This window comes from Oceanobacillus senegalensis, from assembly GCF_900176885.1.
Classification (GTDB): Bacteria; Bacillota; Bacilli; order Bacillales; family Amphibacillaceae; genus Oceanobacillus; species Oceanobacillus senegalensis.
Genome location: NZ_LT839648.1, coordinates 2,329,756 through 2,356,315 on the forward strand (window position 1 = coordinate 2,329,756; position 26,560 = coordinate 2,356,315).

Here is a 26,560-nt window from a genome sequence, read left to right on the forward strand (position 1 = left end):
TATTTATAAAAAAAAATTTATATTTATGCATTAAAATTCTAAAAAACGATTCTTTTGTTTCGATTGTTTAAATCAAAACAAAAGAATCGTCTGTTTACTGAACATATTTATTTAAAAAGCTAGTCAACTTATTCATATACATCTTAGGCTTAAGAACAATGGATTCACCATGACTCGCACCTTCTACAAGCAATAGCTCTGTTTCACTTTTCGTATGTTCCACTAATCTCTTTGTCATGGCTGTAGGAACAAATGTATCATCACTCCCGTGAATGTATAAAATAGGGACCTCTGCTTTTTTCACTTGTTTTAAAGCAGACGCTTCTTTGAAGTTATAACCTGCCTTCCAGTCAGTAACAAGCCCTGTTGTTGGCAAAATCGGAATTTCCGGCAGTTTAAACATCCGATTAAGTTGATAAGCAAATAAATCATAGACATTAGAATAGGGACTGTCCGCAACTATTGCTTTTACATTTGCTGGAAGTTCTTCTCCACTAGCCATTAACACTGTAGCTGCTCCCATCGATACACCGTGAAGAACAATTTCCGTATCTTCTCCCAGCTCATCAATGATACGATTGACCCAATCAATTAAATCTAAGCGATCATGCCATCCAAAACCAATATAATCTCCTTCACTTTCTCCATGACCTCTCATATCGGCAGTAAACATATTATATCCTAGGTCTTTATAATAGTATTGTCCAAATAACCCCATATCACTAGCACGTCCCAAATAACCATGAGCGAATACTACGGTTTTATTTGTCGGCTCTTTCGCTTCAAGGAAATAACCCTTTAAGGTAAGACCATCAAAAGATGTTAATTCCCATTCCTCAAAGTCTTGATTTCTCACCCAATCACGCCAGCTACCTGCAGTGAAAACTTCCATGGCCTCAGCTGACACTTCTAAATCTTTATTTCCATTTAAGAAATCTTTTACATTTCTTTCTATTGCTAAATCATATAAATAATAGCCAATAGCAAAATTAGCTACTGCTAAGATAATAATTAAACCAACAAAAATCCGCAACCATAATTTCTTCACTAATCAGTCCCCTTTCTCTTCCCACTCTCTAGTTCTATTATACTAGAATTAAAGTCTAGTAAAAGGCAATAACGGATGGTAGTTTATTACAATTCTACTCTTTCCTTTTTGTTCGTTTTACTTATAGTTGGAACCTTTGACTTTTTAGTACAACGAATTTTTAAATTTTATTATTATGTTTTTACTGTCCTAACGAAAAAAATACCTCAAAGCGTAGAAAACAGCTATGAGGTACAGTATTTTGCCTGTATTACGGTATGGCTGACCGCTTTCTACTTGATAATAAAGTACTTAAAGTAAAAATAACTACCTGACTTATTAATAGATAGATTCCGCCAGTTTTCTGCTCTTGGACCGGGTCAAAAGGTAATAAAGATTGATAGAATTCCGGTGTCAGGTATTCTGCATCTGGTAAACAGACAATGATGGACGACATGAAAAGGTCGATATCCGTATAAAGCGAATATAGCCCTACATTTGCTGCCAAGAGAATGGCACCATATGGTATGAATAGAATAATATGAACGAGTCCATATAGCCATCTGCGTTTACCAAATAGTCTATTCGGCCTTATTAATGGGATCCAGACTAAAATAGCAGCAATGAAAAGTACCAGCATGGCTAGGTAATTTAAAAATAGATCCAATCTTATAGAATTAAATACAAACGGGATGTGGTATACGTAAAATAGAACGTAAAATAAACTAACAGCTATTATAGGTTTTGTAATGATTGCAATGATTTTTTCAACAATAGCCTTTTTGCGTATTCGTTCGATAATTTCCATTTTAAATCCAATGATTAACAATGGTGGCGCAATCAATAACAAGAGGACGAGTTGTATTATATGAGTACTAAATTTGATTCTTCCAATGATGTTTAATGGACTACCCAAAGAAACATATACAGCAAGTATCCCTGCTAAAAATGCAATGATTCGCCATATGGAATGATGTTTCGATGACGGTAACAGAAAAAAGTAAATAATGACCGCAAATGCAGTGTAGATAAAAATGCCACCATTCCATAATGTTGAAGCATGAAATTCATCTAAAATAATTTCTAACATGTCCCCACCAACTTCCTAATCGTTAGAACTTCTTCATAAGCGTTATTCAAAAAAGGAGGTTCGAAAACGTACCTTTAGAACCATCTCTATTAAGTATACAAGATTAGAAAGCCGTGTATCGCACCCAGATATAACAATATATTGACAATATATTAGAAAATATTTGTTCCAATTAATTGGTGCATGTAATTTCCACTCCGACCAGTCACCTTTAGAACGCCCCCCATGCTCCAACATAGCAACAATAGATATATATCGCATTTTCTCTCCCATTTCCATATCAATTTAATGATGCATTTCAACCTACAATCATCTAGCTAACATCCATATACTTTAAAATAACACTCCAGGCCTCAACCTTTTCTGCAAAGCTTTTGTTATACCTTCCTGGGATAGGGCTTGTGGAGGGTAATTTTTTTACATGAACGTGAAGAAGTTCATGCATATCGAAATTTTTCCTAAATGTTTCATAGGATTTAGTTCCATTACATGCAATCAACCTTATGGAAGGATGCGCTTTGATTAAGCCAACAATATCATTCGGAACATCTTCTTTTATATCTGCATCCAAACTACCTTCTCGGAAACAAGCACCAATCGAATCCCAAAGCGCAATTTTATGTTTTTTAATAAATTCCACTTTCCTACCATAATCTTCAATAGGATCCTCTTGAAACAATTCAAATAGAATAGGCCAAAAATGATTTCGGGGATTTCCATAATACTGCTTTTTCTCAATTGATTGAACGCTTGGCATAGAACCAAGGATAAGGACTTTAGGAACATCAGGAAGCACAGGTGGAAAAGAATAGATTTTTTCACTCATCGTACTAATTCTCCTTCATATATTTATTCCCAACTTTAATTGCTACTTCTTAATAACTATTAATAATATGTATCTGTAAAATGAGTTTAAAGAAAATGTATTTTCAATAAAAATGTATAACAAAACGTGAAAAACAGACAGAAAAAAATAAATTTCTGTCTGTTTTATAAATATCCAATAAATTATTTACGAGATTTTCCATTATGATAAGTAAGCAAACTCTAATGACCGAACTTTTTCTTATAATAACATTCGCAAATATTTTTCGAAATGAATCCCTTCAATTGTAGGTATTTGCTCCAGGGAAGTATCATTGATAGCAGTTGTCAGAAATTCCTCTGCTAACCGGACAGATTTATCCAGGTCGTCTCCACGCAACAACCCCCCCATAATGATAGATGCAAATAAATCACCAGTACCAGAATAACTTTTTCCATTATAATCCATCGCATTAAAAAAGGTTTTATCACCGTCCAAATATATATTACCAATTAAATGCTTATCTGCATCCATTGACGTTGGATTCACTCCCGTAATAATCACTTTAGCTCCTGTTTTATGTTGCAAAGTATGTCCAGCCTCTTCCAACGCATGAAAATAATCTGTTTCGTTTGAATAGCTATGTAATTTTTCATAAGATAATCCGGTTAATAAACAACACTCCGTAACATTTGGAGTAATCACATCTGCACACTTCACCAATTCCTTCATTTGTTCTAGCAATGCACCGGTGAATATTTTATAGACTTCTCCATTATCTCCCATTACCGGATCAACCAGTAAAGTTGTTTCTTTTGTATAAAATTCATCTAAAAAATGAAAGATATTTTCAATTTGTTCTCGTCCCATAACGAAACCGGTTAGAATTCCATCAAAAGATTCTTGTTGTTTGCTCCATTCCTCCATGAAATATTTCATTTTTGATGTCAAATCTTCATAGTAAAAACTCGGATATTCGGTTTGCGCAGACAAAACCGCAGTAGGTAAAGGACATGCCTGCACACCCATTACCGACAAGACCGGAATCGCTGCAGTTAATGAACATTTTCCAAAAGATGATAAATCTTCTATGACAGCAACTTTTTTCATACTAACCTCCCATTAATCTATCCCCTTGAACTTTATCCATTTTACCACAAAAAAAAAAGGATGGTTAAAAGGATTATAGAAGGCTCACTCCTGCACAAAAAATCCATCTATGAATCGTCCGCCAACTGACCCCATTCTTTTTTATTAAATTGACACTTTTAATGGTATCAATCTTTTGATAAAGTCATTTATAAATTCAAATCGTTAGGAAGGTTTATAGATATGTCGAATACGCAAAGTTATTCCAAGCCACATCAAAAAACGTTTGATTTAATTCTTACATCTATGTTAATTGCACTAGTTTTCGTTTCTACCGTTTTTCTGAATATTAGGCTACCAATTGCAGCAAATGGTGGGTTAGTTCATCTGGGAACAGCCATGCTTTTTATTGCATCTATTTTATTCGGTCCTAAAAAGGGAGCACTTGCTGGTGCAATAGGAATGGGGTTATTTGATTTAATTGGAGGTTGGGTGTTATGGACACCAATAACTATAGTCTCCCGTGGGTTACAAGGATATATCGTCGGTAAAATCGCTTGGTCAAGCGGTCGCAAAGGTACTAGTATTGCTTTCAATTTAATCGCAACGATCATTTCGATTCCTTTTATGGTAGCTGTATATTACATTGGGGAAAGCATACTCTATGGTAATTGGATCATGCCCTTAGCTTCGATTCCTGGTGATCTTGTTCAAAACATATTAGGAATTATTATTGCCATACCGGCTTGTGTTGTTTTAAAAAGAGTATCTTATTTTAAATAGGAACCATAAGCGCTAAACTTAATAAGGGTATTTCTAACTATTTCTCATGAAAGAAAATAGAGTTCCAGAAACATATTCTGAAACTCTATCTTTCTAATTTTCTATTTTTCGAAACCATTTAAGCTTCCTGATCACTTTGTTTTTTAAATGGGAGCTTTCTCTTTATTATTTTCACCATTTCCCTATACTTTTCTTTAACGATATCTGTACGACTCTTTATATAGTTTGCTGTTTTATTCCAATGAGGTTGTATCTTTTCCCACATTTCTAGACACTTCTTATTAACAGGAGGATATCTATAAAGCTTCACTAATAAATCCGCCACTACTACAAAAAACCATGTGGCAATATATGCATAACCAATAATGAGTAAAACAGCAACCCAATCAGCTGCCGCAAATTGTGATTTCAAATAAGAAAACGCATTACCGCTTTCCCTCTGTGCCGTGTATACCAATGATACCAATGGCAATAAAAGTGGTAATATGATTGCCGGTGCAGCAAATCCACTAAATCTTCTAATCACCCAATATACAAGACCGCTTACTAAAATAAGTGCTAGTAAAACAATGAAGAAAATCAAAAAGCCTCCTGATAGACTTTCCAATTCCTATCCCCCCTCTCTAACAATTAAATTCAAATGATGTTTATATTATATATTTCGGTATAAAACACTATCATCCTTCTTTAAAATGAAATTTATCATATTTTTAAGACTTTTGAATTTGTTAAACCGCCCTTTATAAAAAGTTGTATTTGCTCGCTCTTTAGCGAATGTATTTCTTATACTTAGTACTTTAATTTTATGCTTTCCTAGCCTGATTAAAAACCAACTATCGGTAGTATATACTAAACATTATGCTTTTGAGCTTTGAAATATGTTAAACATGAAACCGAAAATATCGATAAAAGTGACAGCACTACACAGCCAGACGTATACTTTAGCAGCAGTAGTTACAGACAGATGAAATAAAAGTAAACTTGCAGGAGTTGAAGCGACCCAGTCGGTCTGGAGAGGTTATTTTTGCATGAATTGGTGAGATAATTTTCCTTAGCCTGCCAATGCCAAGTATATTATCTTTTATCGGAATGGCTTTAGTGATAGTAGGAATAGTATTGCATAGTGTTACGTCTTCTTTCGTAACCTAGGGAATAGCAATAGCGATGACGAAAGCATCTGGAGAAAACTACTAAACTATCTGTTATCCATACAAAAAGGCATCACCAATTAAAATGGTGATGCCTTTTTATTATGCTTCTTTTTCTTTTAAGACAACAATATCTTGATTCACTTTCTCTACTTTTCTTTCTGGTTTCATGTTAAAAACAATATTTAACACAATCGCTGTAACACTTCCTGCAACAATACCATTACTTGTTAAAATTTGTACACCTGAGGGTAAAATTGCAAATAATTCTGGTACAACAGTAACACCAAGCCCCATACCAACTGAACAAGCAACAATCAGAGAATTTGCTGAGGAATCATTTATAACTTTTCCAAGCATCTTAATTCCCTGTGAAATAACCATACCAAACATGGCAATCATTGCTCCTCCTAATACAGAAGTTGGAATAATAGTTGTTAGTGCAGCGATTTTAGGAACTAGCCCTAACCCTACTAAGATACCACCAGCTACCAAAATAACCTTACGAGATTTCACCCCTGTTAACTGAATAAGTCCCACATTTTGCGAAAAAGCAGTATATTGAAATGCGTTAAAAATTCCTCCTAAAAATACCGCAAGACCTTCTGCACGATATCCTTTAGATAAATCTTCTTCTGAAAGCTCTCTCTTTGTAATGTCACCCAATGCAAAATATACACCGGTTGATTCTACTAAGGAAACCATTGCTACTAAAATCATCGTTATAATGGCGGACCATTCAAAGGTTGGCATACCAAAGTAAAATGGTTGAACCATATGGAAATAAGAAGCATCTGCTACCACACTAAAATCAACCTTACCCATGAAAACTGCAACAATAGTACCAACAATTAATCCGAGTAAAATCGAGATAGAACGAGTAAAACCAGTGGTAAATCGATAGATCAAAATAATAAATAATAACGTTCCAAATCCAAGTAATAGATTGGCAGCAGAACCAAAATCGCTAGCACCTTGCCCGCCACCTAAATTATTAATGGCAACAGGAATAAGGGTAATCCCAATAATGGTGACAACACTACCTGTAACAATTGGTGGAAAAAAACGTACCATTTTGCCAAAAACTGTACTAATTAACATAACGAATAATCCTGAAACAATAATAGATCCATAGATAGCTGAAATGCCATATTGCCCACCGATTGCTATCATCGGACCAACCGCTGTAAATGTACATCCTAGTACAACAGGTAATCCTATTCCAAAATAGCGATTGCTGAGTACTTGAAGAATCGTGGCTACCCCACACATGAAAATATCAATGGCAACTAAATATGTTAATTGCTCAGATGTTAATCCTAATGCACCACCTACAATAAGTGGAACTAGTATGGCACCTGCATACATCGCGAGCACATGTTGGATTCCTAACGCTGTCGTTTTCATATTGTTGTCTTCTCCTCTCTGAACGTTACTTTTCCATTTTCTAATGACTCAATAATTACCAATGATTCTACTCGAATCCCTTCATTCCTCATAGAATCTCCACCGGATTGGAATCCTTTTTCAATGACAATTCCAACTCCAGCTAAATTTGCGCCTGCTTGATAAACAATATCAATCAATCCTTTAGCAGCCTCTCCATTAGCTAGAAAATCATCAATTACTAATACGGTGTCATCACTTGTTATATAATCCTTTGAAATGGAAATCTCATTTGTTTCATTTTTTGTAAAGGAATGGACTTTTGCTGAATATAAATCATCGATTAAAGTTAGGGATTTCCTCTTTCTCGCAAACACTGCCGGTACACCCAACCTTAATCCCGTCATCATTGAAGGAGCAATTCCTGAAGATTCTAATGTTAGTATTTTTGTAATCCCAGCATTCTCAAAGCGACTTGCAAACTCTTCCCCAATTTGCTGCATTAAAACTGGATCTATTTGATGATTTAAAAAGGAATCAACCTTTAATACCGATTCAGATAACACATTACCTTCTTGTATGATTTTATGTTTTAGTGCTTTCATCATAAACCCCTTTCCAATTAAATCTTAAAAACTGAAATTCATAGAAAAAAGCCCGAAAGATATGCTTCTACTATGAAGAAGCATATCTTTCGGGCTTTCACCAAGCCAAAATATAATGAAAGAAGCACAAAAGATACAATCTATCATTATCTGCTTTTCATAGTCGGTTTATTTACGGTAAACCGGTAGAAACTTGCAAGCCATATTCTTGCGATTATATGAAAACAGTATTCAATTAAGATGATGTCATTAGTATAACACGGATTTCCTAAATTACAACCCGAACATTAAATAAAAAAAATGTTTTATCATTCGTATATTGTATTGAAAACATTTTCGTTTATCTCCACATAAAATGATTTCCTCTATTTTTAAGGTGGGGGTATTACTGCCCCTTAATCTGCGAGAACACTATATTAATATTAAATTAAAAGACCAGCTTCTAACAAAGAAGCTGGTCTTGATTATAAACTATGTAGTACAGGCCACATTTGCCGTATTTATATAATAAAAAGTTTTAAACCACCACTTCACAAAGTGGGTGTTCGCAGAAATCTTCCTGCCTTCCGCTACTTTGACGGCCCGGCATTAGGATTCCGATGTAAAACTCCCTATTATCTACTTAGAGGTTAAAACTTAAATTAAATACGTACAATGCAGCTTGTACTTATATAGTACACTTTCTCATCTGATATTACAATAGTAAATTTCTACCAAGTGTTAAAATAACAGCTCGAAAATCTCCGTTAATTGTTGAACACGTTCATCATTTTGAACATTCTTAGCATAGTTTAACTCATTTTCAAGGACGTTATCTAAGTAAGTAATTTCGTCATCTTCAAGGTCCTCCACGAATTGCTCTTCACTTCCATATTGATTCTGCTCCATCTTTTTAACGATAATCTGACAAAGCTCATTTTCGCTATAATTGGACAAAGATTCACGCAGATATTTTAGAGTATTATCGATGTCAGCTCACCTCTTTGCATTCAAATCTTTGTATTTTTCTTTTTCGCACGTTGTTCTAATTGTGATTTAGGTTGCTGATCTGCTACATCCTCCGTCAATCCTTGGGGGTTAACACTTGAATTTACTCTTTTTTTACTTCGTTTTTTATCTGTCATATGAACACCTCCAATATTTAGTATTACTAAATCATTTTAATGTATGCTTAATTGATATAAGAAATATAAAAAGAGCGTAACCAAATATGGTTCGCCCCACTTATAATTTGTTATTTATCTTCACAGTAGAGAAATTAGGTGCAGTAATTTCGGCCACCCATGAAAGCACAGTGTAATTCCGTAGCAATATTTTTACGCACTAATTATCGTATAAAGTTTGTGAACATAAAAAAGACTATCTACCATAAAAAACGTATATAAAAACAGATTATTTGTTAGCTAATCCCTCATACTTATCTCTTAACGTCCGTTTCAATACTTTCCCGCTTGGATTTTTAGGTAATTGCTTTGTTATTTCATAATACTTAGGTATTTTAAATTTAGATAATTTCTGTTTACAAAAGTCACGAACATCTTTTATAGATATGTCATATCCGTCTTTTGGTACGATAATAGCGGTAATGGCCTCTATCCAATATGCATCAGGAATACCGATAACCGCAACCTCTGAAACTCCCGCCATTTCATAAATGGCTTCCTCAACTTCCCGACTTGAAACATTGACGCCGCCTGTATTAATCATATCCTTTTTCCGGTCAATAATTGTAATGTATCCTTCCTCATCCATCACCCCTAAATCTCCACTGTGAAACCAGCCATTACGAAAAACTTGCGCTGTTTTTTCTAAATCATGCAGATACCCTTTCATAGCATGTGGTGTACGATGAACAATCTCACCAATTTCTCCCCTAGCTACTTCATTATCGTTGTCATCAACAATTTTTGTTTGACAATTTAGAACAGGTAAGCCAGCAGACCCTAATTTTGTTAACTGTTCTTCTGGCTTAAGTACTGTTACAAGGGGGGCAACCTCTGTTTGCCCATAACAATTCCAAAGCCCAACTTGTGGCAAGCGTTCACTTAATTCTTTAATTATTTCACGTGGCATAATAGCTGCACCATAGTACCCTTTCCGTAAAGAAGATAAATCACGTTTATCAAAATCCGGATGTCTTAAAAGCCCAATCCAAACTGTTGGTGGACAGAATAGGGATGTTACTTTTTCTACTTCAATCGTCCTAAGTATGTCTTCTGGATTAGCTGAATCTAATATAACCCCACGTGAACCGACATAAACACTTGGTCCTAAAAACACATGTAATTGCGCACTATGATAAAACGGTAATGCATGGATAGCTACATCTCTTTCTTCTATGTTCGCATCTACAATCGTGCTAACATATTCGCTGATAATACTTTTATGTGTAAGCATAACTCCCTTAGGCCTTGACTCCGTACCACTTGTATATAAAACATGTGCCAAATCATCGTCTGCTATGTCAACATCGATAGTTTCAGTTGATTGTCCTTCACTAACCACTACGAGGGGCTTCCATGAAGATAGCTCTTTACTATTTGGTGCAGGAACATCCATTAGATATCGGAATGATATGTCTAGATCCCCTACAGCTTCATCTAAAACAGGAGCATATTCTGCTGAAGCAACTAGTCCATTCGCACCGGCATGCTCTAAAATATACTGTACATCTGCAACTGTTAACATATAATTAATCGGAATCATAACCGCTCCCACACGAGCTAAAGCAAAATTGGTAACAACAAAGTCTAAGCTATTTTTAGACATGACTGTTACCATATCTCCTTTTTTCATCCCATCTGATATAAATCCATGTGCCGTTTGATTGACTAGGTTATCCAATTCTTTATACGTTAATGTTCGACCATGGTATGTTATTGCAGCTTTATTCGAGTATCGATCCGTCGTACGAGATAAAAGGTCCCCAAGTGTGTTTCTCCTTACACGTTCTAACAACCTCTCTAGCTCCACATTTTCATTAATCTTCATCTCACCACTCCTTATCGAAAATGAATGTTTTATCCAGTTGAATATTCCTTATTTTATTTTAATTCAGAAAATATAACATAGCAACATTACATTAACGACTAATGGTTTAATTAGAAAAGAACTTTTATAAATTAGACTTGTTATATATTTCTTTAACAACTAACAAAATTTCGACCTTCCCCTGTTTTAGTATCATATTTAATCCAAGCCCCTTAGCGCTAGCTTTGTTTAACTTTTTTAATATCAACTTCTTCTCCCTTCTCTTCTATTATTCTCGTAAAGAATGTACCCGTAAAAATAACGGCACCATGTCTCTTAGATTCACTAACATTCATTGCATATACTAGACTAAGCGGTTGACCTAACCCCAAGCCTAGACCCAACAACACACTAATTATTAGAAGAACATAAATTTCAGAAAATAGTGGTATTAGTGTAAAACTTACTGCGCTTATAAGTAAAGTTACTGTAAGTACTTTTCCTCTGCCAAAACGGTGAACTAGTGGAAATTGTAGCAATCTAATAAACACTGCCGATGCAGCGCAGACTGATATAATAATTCCAATAGTACTTGGTCTTAATCCAATATTTGTACCCATCACGGGGAAATATGCCACAAATAAATCTTTGGAACTTAATACTAAACCAGAAATAATCATTGCTTTAAGTAAGTTTCTATTTTTGAGTAAAGAGAAAGTACTATCAACATCAACTGTTTTAGATGCCTCCAACTTCCCCCAAAAGGATTTTGGCAACATAATTACTATGCATATAACAAAAAGGAGCACTGCTACACTTACTCCAAATGCACTTTTAATCCCAAGTAATTCATAAATAAAACTAGATTGCATCGGTCCTATTAGTTCACCTACAGAGCCCATTAAGACAAATAATGCAATCAATTTATCACGATTACCATCCAAATTACCTATTGTTTTCTGCATAGATATCAAACAACAAATAACTGAGCATCCCATACCTAACTGTGTAAAAAGTAATGCGTAATAGGATGGAAAGAACATTGGAATGCTAACGGATATAATCATTCCAATTGTACCAAATGAAGTCAGCTTCTTTGCTCCAATCCTATCTAAAACTTTTCCTATTTTAATTGCTAATAACATTGGTAAAAAAGCATAGGCTGATACCAGTAATCCTATCTCTGCAATGGATGCCCTTAAACTGTGTTAAGGCTGGAAATATTATATATTACATTGTTAGTATTTTTCTTTAAAACAAAAAAGAGCACATCTTTTCATGTACTCTTACTTGATATATAACTTTCTCTTTTTCCTTGCTCGTTTCACTTTTGGTGGAACATATCCCCGTTCATAAATTTTTCCTTTTGCCATATGAAAATGTTCTAAAATGGTATCCACTGAGCTTGTTTCATATTTCTCGAATAATTTCATCATGATTCTTGCAGCCACTCGGGCATCCTCTAATGCATGATGGTGTTCTAATTCGAAACCGTGAAATGCCGCTAGAGTATTTAACTTATGATTCTCTAAATCAGGCCAAACTTTTTGTGATAGTTTAACAGTACAGAGGTAATCTAATTGCGGATATGAGAGCTGATAATGATCTAATGTGTTACGAATAACGCTCATATCAAAACTAGCATTATGAGCTATGACAAGCTCGCCCCAAATATATTCCCTTAATTTTGGCCATAACTCCGGAAATGTCGGAGCATCCATAACATCCTTTTCCTGTATACCATGAATATAGGTATTTAATGTGCTAAATGACGTCATCGGATTAATCAAACTATAAAACTCATCCACTATTTCCTTCTCATTAGCCACCACAATACCAATCGCACAAGGACTGTGACGCTTTTCATTCGCAGTTTCAAAATCGATAGAAATAAATTTCATCTAACTATAATTCCTCTTCTTTCTGTTTTATTCCATGAATTATTATGGTTTAACCTTCATAATATCCCAGTTAGTAATAATACCATCAAGTTTTTCAGTAGGTTCTCCATTCTTTGTTATTAGAAGCGCTTCAAGGCGTTGGCCATTTCCAATCTGCTCCTTAAACATTTCTAATGCCTCAAAGACAGAGCTATTACCGGAAATAAATTTATAATTATGAGGTTCTTCATATTCTAACACGGCTTCTAGTTTTGTTTCCATGATATTTTTATTATCCTCACTGGCTTGATTAGCTAACCAGTTCGTTATCCCCTTTTGTGTAATAAGCCCTTTAAATTCTCTCCCACGATAAATAGGAAACTTCGAAAAATCATTTATATATATAGCATTTAATAACTTTTTAATAGGTGCATCCAATTGAAAGGTACAAACGTTACGATAAAAAACTTGAAAAACACGTCTGGGATGAGTTAGTTCCTTTTCTATCTTTGCCATTTTTTCTACCACTTTTTCATGCGGTTCAGCAATAACATAGCTTGCATTTGTTCGGTCATGAATAATTGCATTTCTTAGTTCCGCAAATTCTAATAGATCGTCACTATACTGCTTTACAATAGGATTCGATTTTCTCAATATCTTTACAGCTCTTGAAAATCCAACATCTTTTTTATGTATAAGTAAGGATCTTAGCCCTTTTTCAATTCGATTAAAACTAGCAAGAAAAATATCTGAATTATGCATATCTAAACTCCTATAGCAATTTTTCCAATATATATCCATCACCTGACACCGTAGATGGTCATCCTATCCTAATTGGCAGATTTTAATATTTTATTGATATATTTCGCCGTATATTTATTTTTCTATAGCCAGAAAGTTAATTTCACCTTCCATGACACGTCGTTCAACATGACCGATATCTTCTAGGTAAATAAACCGGGTAATAATAGCCATAAATGCACTAATTTGATAATTCTCTCCATATATTTCTTCACATACTTGAGTAACTGTTTTCGGTTCATTTTCCACCATATGATAAATCTGTTCTAAACGATATTGATGCTTTTCTCTAATTTCCACCACTCGTTGCTGTAAATCAAAAATAGGTTCGCCATGTCCTGGTAAAGAAATTTTAGGTAAATAATTTTCTACTTTATCCAATGAACTAAAATAATCCTTTAGTGGGTTAAATTCTACCCCAGACCATAATCCAATAACAGGTGAGACCTCTTTCAATACATGGTCTCCCACAATCATGGTTCCTTTCTCTTGATTGTAAAAACAATACTGGTCTTCCGCATGACCAGGTGTCCAAATAGTTTCATACAGATAATCCCCAAGCTTGATGGGTTGAGTTTCTTCAAAAAGTTCGTCCGGAGTGAAGTCGAATATAGATATTTCTCCTCGTGAACCTTTAGATAATTCGTCACCACCGTATTTTTTAATCAGTTGGTTAAACTGCTCTAGAGAAAGGTTACGTCTTCTTTCCATCACCTCCAACCCTTCCTTTGATACAATAACAGGAACGCCTACTACTTCCTGAAACCATCTAGCTAACCCAATATGATCCTCATGTGTATGAGTTAGAACGACCTTTTCAACCTTTATGCCTGATTTTAATACTTCTTCCCAAATATCAATAGCTTCTTGTTGATTGGTCCCTGTATCAATAACTGTATAGCCATTCGTTCCCTCTATTAAATAACTATTAACATTACCCATCCCAAATGGAAATTGTACAACTAGTTTATAAATATCATCCGTCATTTTGGTAAACATAAATTGACCCCTTTAAAAGATTACTTTCTATTTATTATTCTAACTTTCCTTCATTCGTTTGCAACATAAATCATTTCTTTAAAAATTTTACTCTATTATATTGACAACCAACAATTTAGGATGTATAGTTATCTCTAAATTTAATATAACGTCAATGTTCTTATCAAGAGAGGTGGAGGGACTGGCCCTTAGAAGCCTCGGCAGCGGACTATTATAGTACTGTGCCAATTCCAGTAGCAACATGCTAGAAGATAAGAAGAGTAACTAGTCATTATAATTGTCTAACCCTCTTCTTATCTTAAGGAGAGGGTTTTCTAATTAAAAATTTTTGGAGGAGAATTTAAATGACTAAAACACTAGTAAAAGCGCCTTTTCGAGCTGATCATGTAGGAAGTTTATTACGCCCAGAAAGGATTCACAAAGCTAGAAAGGATTTTCAAGAAGGGAACATAACAGCATCAAAACTACATGAAATTGAAACAGAAGAAATCAAACGAATTGTTGACAAGCAAATTGAAGTAGGGCTTCAAGCCGTGACAGATGGGGAATTCAGACGCAGATTCTGGCATACTGATTTCTTAGAACATCTAAATGGAGTGGAGGGATATATACCGGAACACGGATTTGCTTTTAAAGGGGAAGAAACAGAAAGATATGATGTTCGTGTTATCGGGAAAATTTCCTTTAACCAAGATCATCCACATGTAAAGGATTTTATCGAATTTAAAAACATCGTTGGTGATCGCGCTATACCGAAGCAAACAATCCCAAGTCCTAACCAATTATTTAATGCAGGAATTCGCAACTTAGAAATTTATCCTGACATTGAAGAATATGCAAATGATATTATCCAAGCATATCGTGATGCTATCAAAGCTTTCTACGATGCTGGTTGTCGTTACCTACAATTAGATGATGTTTATATTGCTGGACTAAATGCACCAGAAATACCATTTAATGATAGTGGATATGCTCGTGAAGAGCTTATTGATTTAGCATTACGTGTCGCTAATGGTGTTTTAGAAGATAAACCTGAAGATTTAATTATAACCACCCACCTTTGCCGAGGTAACTACCGCTCAAAATGGGCATTTGAAGGAAGTTATGCCAAAATTGCTCCAACCTTATTTGCTAAGGAAAAAGTAAATGGATTCTTTCTAGAATATGATGATGATCGTTCAGGTAATTTCCAACCACTAGAACACATTCCAAATGGTGGCCCACAAGTTGTATTGGGCGTATTCACTTCTAAAAATGGAAAACTAGAGGATAAGGAAAACATTAAAGCGCGTGTCGAAGAAGCAACAAAATATGTGCCATTAGAACAGTTATGCATAAGCCCACAATGCGGATTTGCATCTACTCACCATGGGAATATTTTAACCGAGGAAGAGCAGTGGGAAAAATTGAAATATATTGTAGATATCTCAAAAGAAATTTGGGGATAAATAATAAGCGAGCAACTGCAGGGTTGCTCGCTTTTTTCAGATAATGTAGAATTTAGAAACCTTCAACCTAATCAAACTTATACACTTTAACCCATTCCGTATATCCATCCATCACTTCTTCATTTATCTCATAACCTATTCCTGGTTTGTCCGGTATTTTTATCACACCATGCTCTGTGATGACTTCCGGTTTAACAATGTCCCTTTCCCAATATTTGGAGGATCCCGCTGTATCGCCAGGCAACACAAACTGTGGCAATGTTGTTATGGCAATATTATGTGCTCGTCCGACACCAGCTTCCAACATACCGCCACACCATAGCGCTATACCATGTTCCCGACAAAAGTCATGAATACGCCTTGCCTCGGATAGCCCACCGACACGACCAATTTTTAGATTAATAATTTTACAACTTCCCAATTCATAAGCTTTTCTCACATCATCAAGAGAATGAATACTTTCATCTAAACATATTGCCGTATCGATTTCATTTTGAAGTTTCGCATGGTCAACAATATCATCATGTCCCAATGGTTGTTCAATCATCATTAAATTTAAATCATCTAACGCTTTTAATTGTTGCATATCGCCTAAAGTGTATGCAGAGTTCGCATCAGCCATAATCGGAGTGTCCGGAAATCTCTCCCGCACCTTCTGCAAAACATGGACATCTTCACCAGGCTTAATTTTTAATTTTATTCGTTTATATCCTTCTTTAAGGCTTTGTTCAATCGTGTGTATCAGACCCTTTATCGTGGGTTGTATCCCAATACTAATTCCAACATCAATTTCCTTTTTCTCTCCACCAAGCGCTTCCGCTAGTGATAATCCTTTTCGTTTGGCATATAAATCCCATATCGCTCCTTCTACAGCAGCCTTGGCCATATTGTTTCCTCGAATGGAGTGAAATAGGTCTGAGACATCATCTGGATGATCAATAACACTTTCTTTCAAAATGGGAATAAAAAAGTCTTCTATCATATGAAATGTTGTTTTTACTGTTTCTTCGGTATACCATGGGATGGAAAAAGCTACAGATTCTCCATACCCCTTATTGCCTTGTGAATCCATTGCTTCTATTATGAAAAATTCTTTGTCCTTCATTGTACCAAAACTTGTTTTAAAAGGATTTTTAAGACGCATACGAAGTTTTCTAACTACCATTCTGTTTAATGGAATTGTCACGACTATTGCCCCCTACCAATTATATGACCCTATTATAATGGAAATCATCCCATCTGACGAGGTGGTTAACAATACTTCACTCCCTTGTCATTTCCAAAATTACCTACATTACAGAACCTTTTTAATATGTTACTATTTAAGTTAGTATTATTATTTCATAGTTTAGGAGTGAAATGGAATGACTAAAAAAATGAACGTTGAAAGCTTTAATCTTGATCATACAAAAGTACAAGCTCCATATATTCGCCTAGCGGGAGTTACTGAAGGTGCAAATGGCGATATTATTCATAAATATGACCTACGCTTTAAACAGCCTAATAAATCACATATGGAAATGCCAGCTCTTCATTCCCTTGAACATTTAATGGCTGAATTAATTAGAAATCACCATAATACTGTTGTTGATCTAAGTCCGATGGGTTGCCAAACAGGTTTCTATTTAACTGTATTAAATCATGATAATTACGATGAAATTTTAGATACGGTTGAAAAAACTTTAGAGGATGTATTAAAAGCAGAAGAAGTACCTGCATGTAATGAAGTACAATGTGGTTGGGCAGCTAGCCATAGCTTAGAAGGTGCAAAAGAATTAGCAAACGAAATGCTTGCTAAAAAAGATGAATGGAAAGATGTTTTCGGAGAATAAAAACGAAAGCATAGGCGCCCCTACAGACATTCTGAAGGTCTGGTAAATAACGAAAAATCCGAGCAATGCTTTATAGCAAAGCCCGGATTTTTTTATAGTTTTTTCTCATCCGCCCCATTAAGGGAATAGCTCACTGTGATTTCTGCGTTTAATGAGTGAGAAACGGAGCAGTATTTATCCTTAGATAGGTTAATCGCTCGTTCCACCTTATCCTCCGGTAAATCACCATCTAATGCATAATGGATGTGTATTTTTGTGAAGCGCTTCGGGTGATCATCTGCTCGTTCACCTTTTACATCCATTTGAAATGCGGTCGGCTCCAAACGCATCTTTTTTAAAATAGAGATAATATCAATCCCAGTACACCCAGCAACAGCATTTAGTAAAAACTCTGTAGGCCTAGCACCAGAATTTTCTCCACCAATTGCCTCTGCTGCATCCATTTTTAGTTCATGGCCAGATGGCGTCATTCCAGAAAAAGCCATCTTTTCATTCCATTTAACAGTAAATTCCATCCAATCCATCCTTTTTACGAAATTTCATTTATGTTATTTTTCCCAAACTAAAACAATCATACACATCTTCTATACGAAAAGCTATAACCTAGAAGACTGTCTAGTTGGATCTAAGTGCATTAAATAAAAGGTAATTTGACAGCAAAAGCTACCACATAGTGATAGCTTTTTACTTAATCTCTTATTTGCCCATTTCCTTTGATAAAGAATTTGCTTGATGTTAGTACTGGTAATCCCATTGGTCCTCTAGCATGTAGTTTTTGTGTACTGATTCCGATTTCAGCACCATATCCGAACTCAAAGCCATCTGTGAATCTTGTTGAAACATTATGGTAAACCGCTGCTGCATCAACCCCTTGCTGGAACATAGCTGCATGCTTTTCATTCTCTGTAACGATTGCTTCCGAATGTCTTGTACCATATGTGTTAATATGCTTGATCGCTTCCTCAACACTGGAAATGACTTTTACACTGATAGTCAGTCCTAAATATTCAGTTGCCCAGTCTTCTTCCGTAGCTAATTCGGCTTGAGAAAACACAGACTTCACTTTCTCATCACCATAGACTTCAACCTTATTTTCATGGAGTTTCTCCAAGAGGTTGACGCCATTTTCATTAAACCAATCTTCATGTATCAATACGGACTCAATTGCATTACATACAGATGGACGCTGTAATTTCGCATTTAAAACAATCTGTTCAGCCATTTCATTTTCTGCCGATTCATCAATATACACATGGCAATTCCCAGCACCAGTTTCAATAACTGGGACTGTTGATTCTCTAATCACAGTATCGATTAAATTTTTTCCACCTCTTGGGATAAGAACATCTAAGTACTCGTTCAGGCGGAAGAGTTCTTTGGCTGTTTCACGATTCGTATCCTCTATTAACTGTACTGCATCCTTTGGTACGGAACTTTTTTCTAATGCTTGATGAATCGATTGAACAAGCGCCATATTCGAAAACCTGGCAGAAGAGCTTCCTCTTAAAATAACTGCATTTCCCGTTTTTAATGAAAGTGTTGCAGCATCGATTGTTACATTCGGTCTTGCTTCATAAATCATACCAACGACGCCAATCGGAACTCTTCTCTTTTCGACAAATAGCCCATTTTCTTTTTTTATTCTCTCTAGTACCTCTCCAATCGGATCCTCTAAGTTTATTACCTGTCTAATCCCCTCTGCCATCCCTTCAATACGGTCATGGTTTAAAAGAATACGATCCAAAATAGCTTCTGAAAGACCTTTTTCTTTTCCTTGTTCCAAATCCTTTTGATTTTCGGTTAGAATCATATCGGAATCTGCGACGATTTGCTCAGAAATCAGACGCAATGCATCATTCTTTTCTTCCGTAGTCAAAGCTGTCATTTGAAAACTAGCTTCTTGTGCCTTTTTCCCCTTTAATTGTACTTCACTCATTTGATTTCCTCCCCTATTTTTTGTGATTCCACCCAATCATCACGGTGGATTACTTCTATAGCTCGTTTAGATAACGTATGTTGTTCTATCTGATTGTTTAGTTCATGAGAAGAACATTTTACTTGTCCTTTTCCGAGGAACCCATTTGTACTTAAAACCTCAACTACATCACCTTTTTCAAACATTCCCTTTACTTTGAAAACCCCCGCCGAAAGTAGACTTCCTCCTTGATAGAGAATGGCTTCCTCTGCCCCCTGATCAACGAATATTTTTCCCGCAGTTTCAGAATGCAGGGCAATCCATTGCTTTTTGGTATTAACCCAGCTTAATCCTTGATTGGCAATATAGGTTCCGTTCCCTTTTCCATTTATAACTTCAAGTAGCTTATTTTTACCTTCTCCTTGACCTATAAATACAGGAACACCTAAGGATAATGCTGTTTTTGCAGCAAGCAATTTGGACTTCATTCCACCTGTTCCTACCTTCGATCCATTTGAATCTGCTGCAGCTAACATGGTTTCCGTAATGTTTTCTAGATAGTCAAATTTCTTCGCATTTGGATTGGTTCGAGGATTGCCATCATATATTCCATTAATATCTGTTAAAATTATTAAGCGGTCAGCATGGACAAATCCACCTACTAAAGCAGATAACATATCATTATCACCAAATGTTAATTCATCCACCGACACCGTATCATTTTCATTAATAATTGGTAATATTCCTCGATCAAGAAGTTCACTTAAGGTGGCAAAAGCATTTCGATATCTTTCCCGATCAGAAAAGTCTGAACGTGTTAGTAGAATCAAAGAAGCTGTTACATCATAAGCAAGAAACTTTTCTAAATAGGTTTGAATTAAAAGACTTTGCCCTACAGCGGCAGCTGCCTGTTTACCTTTAAGTGTAACCGGCCTTGATGAATAGCCCAATTTTTTAAATCCAGCAGCAACAGCACCTGACGAAACGAGAATTACTTCATGATTTTGTTGTTTTAAAGCAGAAATTGCACGTACATGATCATCCAGTTTTTCCTGATCAATTTCACCTTTGTCATTTGTTAATGAGCTACTACCGATTTTAACTACAATTCGTTCTTTTGCCATTTCACATTGCTCCTACATGATTTTTATTTTTTACGAAGTCTGATTTCTTTTTTTTCTATAAAAAAAAGCTCTTTCATCCTTCTACTAAAAGGACGAAAGAGCTTTGCTTCCGCGGTACCACCATTTTTGGATGTTGATCCATCCCACTTTTCTTCTGATAACGCTGAAGAGGCGCCTATGTTTTTAGCATAGGACTATTAAAGGTAGGTTCTGTAATTTGTACGTGACGGAATCTCCCAGCTCGCCAAATTCCGCTCTCTGACACTACAAGCAATCACATACTAGTCCTTCATTAAACGTTCCAATATTTCTATTGTATAATATTATGGATAGGATTATGAGATATGTCAATAGGGAAATGATGATTTTACTTTATTATCCTTCTCAATGGCTACTTTTATTAAGGATTTGTCACAAAAGCTATTTGTGTGCCGATGGGCTTTCCTTCCTCTTAAAAGATAAAATCTTTTCAAATATATTCTTTGTATAAACTAAATGGTCCCCGTATAATATGACAAAAGGGGAGGGAAAAGGATGTGCCTAATTAATTTTCATTTTCAAAGTCATCCAAAATATAAGCTAATTATTGCAGCTAATCGCGATGAATTTTATAAACGTCCAACTGCACCTGCTTCCTTTTGGAAGGACGAGCCTAACATACTTGCCGGTCGAGACCTGATGCAAATGGGAACTTGGTTTGGTGTCACAAGGGGAGGAAGATTTGCTGCATTAACCAATTACCGGGATCCTAGCCTTACTGAAAACAGAAAAATATCACGAGGGGAAATTGTACGTTATTACTTAGCTGAAAACACATCACCAAAAAGTTTTCTTAATTGCTTACAAAAAGAAAAAAAACAGTATGCTGGATTCAATATTATTGTTGGAAATGCTGAGCAATTATACCATTACAATAATATTTTAGACGAAATACAATCTATCTCTCCTGGTACCCATGGTCTAAGCAATCATACTCTAGACACTCCATGGCCTAAAGTAGTTAAAGGAAAACAAAAGCTTGAGGAGTATGTCAACCAACATAAAGAAATCAATCCAGATGCTTTGTTTAAGATTATTTCTGATTCAGAAAAAGCCCCAGATGATCAATTACCGGACACAGGAATAGGTATAGAAATGGAACGAATGTTATCACCACTCTTTATCCAATCCCCGGAATATGGAACAAGGTCATCAACAGTTCTTCTCATTGATCAGTCTAACCATGTTCAATTTTACGAACGTACATTTAAAAATGGGGAATTCTTAAGGGAAAAACAATTTACTTTTAATATGGATTAAAAATCTCCATTTCATCATTATATTTTCACCTTCATTGGATAAATTATCGATAGGAGGTGGAATAAGTGGCAAAGAAAAGTAATAAGAAAGCAAATGAAAAGATAAATGTAAAGCTTGGTGGTATGGGATTATACGGAACAACGTCCAATACAGAAATTGCTGGATATAAAACTTCTGGAGATATTGAGAATGCTGGACAGCTGGATAAAGGATTCGAACGAGTGGAAGAAGATGATCTTTCAGCAACAGCTTCTATAAAAGAAGGTAGCAAAGAGGATTACTAGTGAATAAATGACTAAAATAATTTGTTAATAAAATCCATAACATAAAAAAGCGAGGATAAGCTAAATAGCTAGCTTATCCTCGCTTTTATTGATGGGACATGTAGGAATCGAACCTACGACCCGCTGATTAAGAGTCAGCTGCTCTACCAACTGAGCTAATATCCCTCATCTCTACGACCATTTAATAATATCATATCTTATTACATAAAGGCAAGTATTTTTTATAAAAAATATAAATAAACTATTCCCAATCTGCTAAAATTCCCTGTAATGTTAGTAACTCTTCTTTTGTCAATGTAACACCTTTACCCATTTTATCCTTATTTGGAGCCCAATCTCGAAGATCATATTTTGGTTCTCTTCCATTCCAACTTATGAGATTTAATTCTTTTGTCCACCCCTTTGGTGATTCAGAAAGAACTGCAATTGTTTCGATAATATCATGTTTTACATCAGCCAACACTGTTTCCTCCATTTCATTGATACAATTCAAATAAAGTGAATCTCAATCAGTGGAGGGTTTTCTTTCATCCCCACTGATTGTTAGATGAACGAATCGGGCTTTTAGGGGCAGTTTATACCACAAGGGTATGACTCAAGGCCCTCCCCCACCTAAAATGATTAATGTTTTTCTCCATTTTTGAGGTGGGGGTATTACTGCCCCTTAACCTGCGATAAACCATACATCTTTTTGTTAGAATACCCACCGTTCCTAATTCTAAACCTTTGACGTATTGTTCACAATTAATCATTTTTTATGAATTACTGTGATGTACCTCACAGTCAATATATGAGAACATAGTAAACTTAAATTATAGAAAGGAGGATCATAAATGCGACAAATCCTTCTCATTATCCATATTACGTTAGGCGTGTTATGGGCAGGTGGCATCATGTTTATTGGTTGGGGTGTATTCCCTGCCTCTCTAAGTATATCACTAAATAATCAAAGGAAATTTCTCATTCAACTTATGAAGAGCACACACCACTTTTTTACACTTATCGGATTAGGTGTTATGCAAGCCTCTGCAAACTTATTTAATGATTATTTTGATTGACATCCCATTGATTATTCTATTTTATCTGTTGCAATTGTATATGCACTCCTAATCTCTACTATGGTATTTACAAACAATATTCGTAACATAAAAAAAGACATGAATTTTCGTAAGACCGTCGCGATTCGATTAGGAAGAAAGAAAGCGATACAAGCACTAACTATCCTACTCGTCATAGATTACATGTTTCTACTGTTTCTAATCATCTCCAGTTCTATTCCTGTAACCGCCATCATTGCATGGATTGCTTTTCCTATCGCCGTAAAACTACGCTGGTCATTAAGAAAGGACGCACCGCGAACAGATGAATTAAGTTCCATGGGTTGGGCTAGTAAACATCATTGGGCAATTGGGATTACTTTTTGCAATAGGTATTTGGATTGGGAATATCTAGATATTTATTTGATAACACCAAAGCTTCCCAATACCAAAAAAGAAGTAGTGGTCCATTCCCCCTGCTACTTCTTTTTAGTACGAGTTTTAAGAAAAAGATTCATAGGATACAATTTCTTCTCTCGGAATATGGTTTTTTGGTTCTAGTTTTTCATCTGGATAGCCTAATCCCAATACAGCAACAACTCTCCGGTTATTTGGGATATTTAATAGTTTCCGTACATGATTCTCTCGTTTTTGAGATTCTTCTTGATCTTCCGCGTGATAAACAGCACCGAATGCAGAGCCAAGTCCAACCTCCACCGCTTCAAGCCAAATAAACGCACAAGCGATGGATGCATCCTGAAGCCAATACTTACTTACTTCCGGATTTCCAGTAATAGCTATTGCTGCAGGTGCATCATATAACCACTTCATATATGGTGTAGTCTCTGCTAGCTGATTCAATGTATCCCTATTCTTCACAACAATTAAATTTTTAGAAGGCAGATTATTTCCTGTCGGTGCATAATAACCCGCATCCTCCACCTTTTTCAGGGTATCCTCTGGAATTTCTTTAGATAAGTATTTGGTAATCTCTCTTCTTTCTTTAATCGCTTGAAATACGTCCATATTATTAAGCCCTCCTCTTTTATCATATATACCAAATGAAATTTTGAAAAATTAGTCATCCTTTAATTCTAAAAAAATAAAACCAATATCTTGATTCTCCGGATTCCCTTCTTGTAATATCCTCTCTCGACTCCGTTTTAACCGCTCCCATCCTAATTCACTAATCGTCCGAAATCCTTCTTGGTATGCGACTGTTTTCTGATTAATTTCCTCGGGATGCTGCACAAGAATGAAGCGGTGATTTTTGTGAAATTCTTGATTCAATCGCCAAACTGATTCTCCTGTTGTCGCAGAACCGGAGAAAAAATCTAGGATAATAGCTTCCTCATCCTGATATAATAGTGATTGAATTAAACGACGAATTAACATTTCTGGCTTAGCATAATCAAATACCTTCTTTCCAAATAACTCGGTAATCTGTTTATCCGCATCTTCATATGTTGGAAAACCGTACCCAGGAATCGAAAATAAATTCTTCATCTTTTTTACTTCTCCGCCTTTTTTCACATGATTCGGACGAAAAGGTACCTTACTGATAACAATTTCCTCTCCATTTCTGATGATCTCATCGACTCTTTCCTGCGAATATCTCCATTCCCCTTTTAGTCGAAAAGCATTTTGATTTCTACCATTCTTTATTACGACATCATCCAAAAGCTCTGTAATAATCTTCCCAGCAGACATCTCCTGTTTTTGAACGATACCATCCGAAAGAGAAAATTTTACTGACCCTTCAGGAAATGTAAGAACACGTAAAGCATTTCCTGCATTGTTAATTGGGTACTTCTTTCCTATTGTTGTTTTTTCAATGGATAATGCCTGAGACTTTTCGTTGTTTTTAGAAAATGCTAAAATATATTCTGTGACACAACCGACATTACGATCTAGAAAAGAAGGCTTCTTTTTCTTCTCCCATATAAATGTCGATACAAAATTCTCTTCTCCAAAAATTTCATCACATATTTTTTTCAAATTATATAACTCTTTATCACTTATACTTATAAATATCATACCATCCTCGGTCAATAGCTTCCGTGCTAGCATGAGTCTCGGATACATAAAGTTCAACCAATTAGAATGAAGCCTTTCCGAAACGTGTTTAATAGGCTGAAGATCATTAAACGTATTAACACGTCCACGGAAATTATCATTATAAATAAATTCCATCCCTGTATTATACGGCGGATCAATGTAAATCATTTTTATTTTTCCTTCATGAGACTGTTGAAGAAGACGTAGCACTTCTAGATTCTCGCCTTCAATATAAAGATTATTGGTTGATTCCCAGTTCATGCTTTTCTCCAAGTTGGGTTGGAATATCTTCGTGGGGGGTTCCTCTATCAAGCGGATGGCTTCTGCTTTACCATACCAATTAAATTCATATTTCTCATTTGTTAAATCCGTTTCTTCTCCTACTAATTGTAATAATTTCTCCACAACAAGCTTATTTCCGATAAAAGCCTCAGGAAATATACCTTTTAGCTTGTCAAGATTTTTCTGTGTCCATTGTTTCTTTTCATCTGTTTTCTGCATAAATCGTCTCCTAATTCATCATGAATGATAGAAAGACTGACAAGGTGAAAGTTTCATGATACTATCCTTAAAATAACATAACTATCTGATTATTTACAATTATATAGAATAGACTACCCCTATATAATTTAAATATATCACCCTTTATATGATACTATTTCATTTCTCCTTAACATCGGTTTACCTTTTCATCTATCCTCTAGTTTGGTTGACACTCGATGATCTGTCCCTTGTTCATAGGAATAAACTAGTTCAATAAGAAGCGGTTCATGATATGCAGTTCCTGTAAATGTTATTCCAACCGGTTCCCCTTCACTCGTATAGCCTGCTGGAACGGTTATAGATGGATAACCTGGTTTATCTGGGATGATTGCACCATCATTATCCGGAAAAACAATGGCATCTAAATTATTTTCTTCAAGAACTGCATCAATTCCTTGATTGCAAGATGCATAGGTATCATGTAATAAACTCATTAG

28 protein-coding genes, 1 tRNA gene, 1 other RNA gene, 1 pseudogene and 2 riboswitches are annotated in these 26,560 nt (G+C 35.5%); of the genes and pseudogenes, 6 read left to right on the top strand and 25 right to left on the bottom strand.

Annotated features, from left to right (window positions below; genetic code table 11):
- Window positions 1–94: 94 nt before the first annotated feature.
- The 4 genes from CAO17_RS11285 to CAO17_RS11300 all read right to left on the bottom strand — a co-directional run bounded on the left by CAO17_RS11285 (window position 95) and on the right by CAO17_RS11300 (window position 4,032).
- Entirely contained in the window at window positions 95–1,048 is a 954-nt protein-coding gene (locus CAO17_RS11285; protein ID WP_085992856.1) for an alpha/beta hydrolase, read from the bottom strand.
- 250 nt (window positions 1,049–1,298) lie between these two features.
- On the bottom strand, window positions 1,299–2,117 hold the full coding sequence (locus CAO17_RS11290) for a cytochrome c oxidase assembly protein (protein WP_085992857.1): 819 nt from the start codon (window positions 2,115–2,117) through the stop codon (window positions 1,299–1,301).
- Window positions 2,118–2,430: 313 nt separating this feature from the next.
- A complete protein-coding gene (locus CAO17_RS11295; protein WP_085992858.1) occupies window positions 2,431–2,943 on the bottom strand; it encodes a DNA-deoxyinosine glycosylase in 513 nt (170 codons plus the stop codon).
- A gap of 240 nt (window positions 2,944–3,183) precedes the next feature.
- Window positions 3,184–4,032, bottom strand: coding sequence for a pyridoxamine kinase (locus CAO17_RS11300; protein ID WP_085992859.1), 849 nt, complete (start codon window positions 4,030–4,032; stop codon window positions 3,184–3,186).
- Between the two features lie 222 nt (window positions 4,033–4,254).
- Between CAO17_RS11300 and CAO17_RS11305 the strand changes: the two genes are divergently transcribed.
- Entirely contained in the window at window positions 4,255–4,794 is a 540-nt protein-coding gene (locus tag CAO17_RS11305) for an ECF transporter S component (RefSeq protein WP_085992860.1), read from the top strand.
- A gap of 118 nt (window positions 4,795–4,912) precedes the next feature.
- Here CAO17_RS11305 and CAO17_RS11310 read toward each other — a convergent pair whose 3' ends face one another.
- The 11 genes and pseudogenes from CAO17_RS11310 to CAO17_RS11360 form a co-directional block, all read right to left on the bottom strand.
- Complete coding sequence (locus CAO17_RS11310) at window positions 4,913–5,401, bottom strand: hypothetical protein (RefSeq protein ID WP_085992861.1); 489 nt, start codon at window positions 5,399–5,401, stop codon at window positions 4,913–4,915.
- A 643-nt stretch (window positions 5,402–6,044) separates the two neighbouring features.
- The gene (locus tag CAO17_RS11315) at window positions 6,045–7,349 is read right to left on the bottom strand and encodes a nucleobase:cation symporter-2 family protein (protein ID WP_085992862.1); all 1,305 of its coding nucleotides are present in this window, start codon (window positions 7,347–7,349) and stop codon (window positions 6,045–6,047) included.
- A complete protein-coding gene (locus tag CAO17_RS11320) occupies window positions 7,346–7,933 on the bottom strand; it encodes a xanthine phosphoribosyltransferase (protein WP_085992863.1) in 588 nt (195 codons plus the stop codon). The genes CAO17_RS11315 and CAO17_RS11320 overlap by 4 nt, the downstream gene beginning before the upstream one ends.
- 140 nt (window positions 7,934–8,073) lie before the next feature.
- Window positions 8,074–8,175, bottom strand: a riboswitch (purine riboswitch).
- 236 nt (window positions 8,176–8,411) lie between these two features.
- Window positions 8,412–8,599, bottom strand: a non-coding RNA gene (gene ssrS / locus CAO17_RS11325) — 6S RNA.
- A gap of 54 nt (window positions 8,600–8,653) precedes the next feature.
- On the bottom strand, window positions 8,654–8,902 hold the full coding sequence (locus CAO17_RS11330; RefSeq protein WP_085992864.1) for a sporulation protein: 249 nt from the start codon (window positions 8,900–8,902) through the stop codon (window positions 8,654–8,656).
- A 20-nt stretch (window positions 8,903–8,922) separates the two neighbouring features.
- Window positions 8,923–9,057, bottom strand: coding sequence for a small, acid-soluble spore protein L (gene sspL, locus CAO17_RS11335; RefSeq protein WP_085992865.1), 135 nt, complete (start codon window positions 9,055–9,057; stop codon window positions 8,923–8,925).
- 268 nt (window positions 9,058–9,325) lie between these two features.
- Window positions 9,326–10,924 carry a fatty acyl-CoA synthetase gene (locus CAO17_RS11340; protein WP_179151939.1) on the bottom strand — a complete coding sequence of 533 codons (1,599 nt, stop codon included), beginning with the start codon at window positions 10,922–10,924 and terminating at the stop codon, window positions 9,326–9,328.
- Between the two features lie 218 nt (window positions 10,925–11,142).
- Window positions 11,143–12,096, bottom strand: a pseudogene (locus CAO17_RS11345) (MFS transporter); the annotation flags it as partial.
- Between the two features lie 93 nt (window positions 12,097–12,189).
- Window positions 12,190–12,804 carry a 3'-5' exonuclease gene (locus CAO17_RS11350; protein WP_085992867.1) on the bottom strand — a complete coding sequence of 205 codons (615 nt, stop codon included), beginning with the start codon at window positions 12,802–12,804 and terminating at the stop codon, window positions 12,190–12,192.
- 42 nt (window positions 12,805–12,846) lie between these two features.
- The gene (locus CAO17_RS11355) at window positions 12,847–13,545 is read right to left on the bottom strand and encodes a CBS domain-containing protein (protein ID WP_085992868.1); all 699 of its coding nucleotides are present in this window, start codon (window positions 13,543–13,545) and stop codon (window positions 12,847–12,849) included.
- Between the two features lie 114 nt (window positions 13,546–13,659).
- Entirely contained in the window at window positions 13,660–14,583 is a 924-nt protein-coding gene (locus CAO17_RS11360; RefSeq protein ID WP_085992869.1) for an MBL fold metallo-hydrolase, read from the bottom strand.
- A gap of 157 nt (window positions 14,584–14,740) precedes the next feature.
- Window positions 14,741–14,841: riboswitch (SAM riboswitch) on the top strand.
- A gap of 86 nt (window positions 14,842–14,927) precedes the next feature.
- Between CAO17_RS11360 and CAO17_RS11365 the strand changes: the two genes are divergently transcribed.
- Complete coding sequence (locus tag CAO17_RS11365; protein WP_085992870.1) at window positions 14,928–16,031, top strand: 5-methyltetrahydropteroyltriglutamate--homocysteine S-methyltransferase; 1,104 nt, start codon at window positions 14,928–14,930, stop codon at window positions 16,029–16,031.
- Window positions 16,032–16,098: 67 nt separating this feature from the next.
- Here CAO17_RS11365 and menC read toward each other — a convergent pair whose 3' ends face one another.
- On the bottom strand, window positions 16,099–17,217 hold the full coding sequence (gene menC / locus CAO17_RS11370; RefSeq protein ID WP_245831830.1) for an o-succinylbenzoate synthase: 1,119 nt from the start codon (window positions 17,215–17,217) through the stop codon (window positions 16,099–16,101).
- 178 nt (window positions 17,218–17,395) lie between these two features.
- Here menC and CAO17_RS11375 point away from each other — a divergent pair, with 178 nt between their 5' ends.
- A complete protein-coding gene (locus tag CAO17_RS11375; protein ID WP_085992871.1) occupies window positions 17,396–17,863 on the top strand; it encodes an S-ribosylhomocysteine lyase in 468 nt (155 codons plus the stop codon).
- A gap of 92 nt (window positions 17,864–17,955) precedes the next feature.
- Here CAO17_RS11375 and CAO17_RS11380 read toward each other — a convergent pair whose 3' ends face one another.
- The 3 genes from CAO17_RS11380 to proB all read right to left on the bottom strand — a co-directional run bounded on the left by CAO17_RS11380 (window position 17,956) and on the right by proB (window position 20,902).
- On the bottom strand, window positions 17,956–18,378 hold the full coding sequence (locus CAO17_RS11380; protein WP_085992872.1) for an OsmC family protein: 423 nt from the start codon (window positions 18,376–18,378) through the stop codon (window positions 17,956–17,958).
- A gap of 173 nt (window positions 18,379–18,551) precedes the next feature.
- Window positions 18,552–19,799, bottom strand: a complete 1,248-nt coding sequence (locus tag CAO17_RS11385; RefSeq protein WP_085992873.1) for a glutamate-5-semialdehyde dehydrogenase — start codon at window positions 19,797–19,799, stop codon at window positions 18,552–18,554.
- Complete coding sequence (gene proB, locus CAO17_RS11390) at window positions 19,796–20,902, bottom strand: glutamate 5-kinase (RefSeq protein ID WP_085992874.1); 1,107 nt, start codon at window positions 20,900–20,902, stop codon at window positions 19,796–19,798. Before proB ends, CAO17_RS11385 begins: the two co-directional genes overlap by 4 nt.
- 534 nt (window positions 20,903–21,436) lie before the next feature.
- On the opposite strand from proB, the gene CAO17_RS11395 reads away from it, so the two are divergent.
- Together CAO17_RS11395 and CAO17_RS11400 are read left to right on the top strand one after the other, a co-directional pair.
- Window positions 21,437–22,201: an NRDE family protein gene (locus CAO17_RS11395; RefSeq protein WP_085992875.1), complete on the top strand. Its 765-nt coding sequence runs from the start codon at window positions 21,437–21,439 to the stop codon at window positions 22,199–22,201.
- Window positions 22,202–22,266: 65 nt separating this feature from the next.
- Window positions 22,267–22,485, top strand: a complete 219-nt coding sequence (locus CAO17_RS11400; protein ID WP_085992876.1) for a hypothetical protein — start codon at window positions 22,267–22,269, stop codon at window positions 22,483–22,485.
- A gap of 92 nt (window positions 22,486–22,577) precedes the next feature.
- Here the strand turns inward: CAO17_RS11400 and CAO17_RS11405 are convergent.
- Window positions 22,578–22,650 (bottom strand) — tRNA-Lys (locus CAO17_RS11405).
- Between the two features lie 76 nt (window positions 22,651–22,726).
- On the bottom strand, window positions 22,727–22,945 hold the full coding sequence (locus tag CAO17_RS11410) for a YdbC family protein (RefSeq protein WP_085992877.1): 219 nt from the start codon (window positions 22,943–22,945) through the stop codon (window positions 22,727–22,729).
- Window positions 22,946–23,318: 373 nt separating this feature from the next.
- On the opposite strand from CAO17_RS11410, the gene CAO17_RS11415 reads away from it, so the two are divergent.
- A complete protein-coding gene (locus CAO17_RS11415; protein ID WP_085992878.1) occupies window positions 23,319–23,543 on the top strand; it encodes a hypothetical protein in 225 nt (74 codons plus the stop codon).
- 179 nt (window positions 23,544–23,722) lie between these two features.
- Here CAO17_RS11415 and CAO17_RS21390 read toward each other — a convergent pair whose 3' ends face one another.
- The 4 genes from CAO17_RS21390 to CAO17_RS11430 form a co-directional block, all read right to left on the bottom strand.
- A complete protein-coding gene (locus tag CAO17_RS21390) occupies window positions 23,723–23,863 on the bottom strand; it encodes a hypothetical protein (protein WP_218775558.1) in 141 nt (46 codons plus the stop codon).
- Window positions 23,864–24,023: 160 nt separating this feature from the next.
- A complete protein-coding gene (locus CAO17_RS11420) occupies window positions 24,024–24,548 on the bottom strand; it encodes a nitroreductase family protein (RefSeq protein ID WP_085992879.1) in 525 nt (174 codons plus the stop codon).
- Window positions 24,549–24,599: 51 nt separating this feature from the next.
- Window positions 24,600–26,081, bottom strand: coding sequence for a site-specific DNA-methyltransferase (locus CAO17_RS11425; protein ID WP_085992880.1), 1,482 nt, complete (start codon window positions 26,079–26,081; stop codon window positions 24,600–24,602).
- A 188-nt stretch (window positions 26,082–26,269) separates the two neighbouring features.
- Window positions 26,270–26,557 carry an amidase family protein gene (locus CAO17_RS11430; protein ID WP_085992881.1) on the bottom strand — a complete coding sequence of 96 codons (288 nt, stop codon included), beginning with the start codon at window positions 26,555–26,557 and terminating at the stop codon, window positions 26,270–26,272.
- Window positions 26,558–26,560 lie beyond the last annotated feature (3 nt).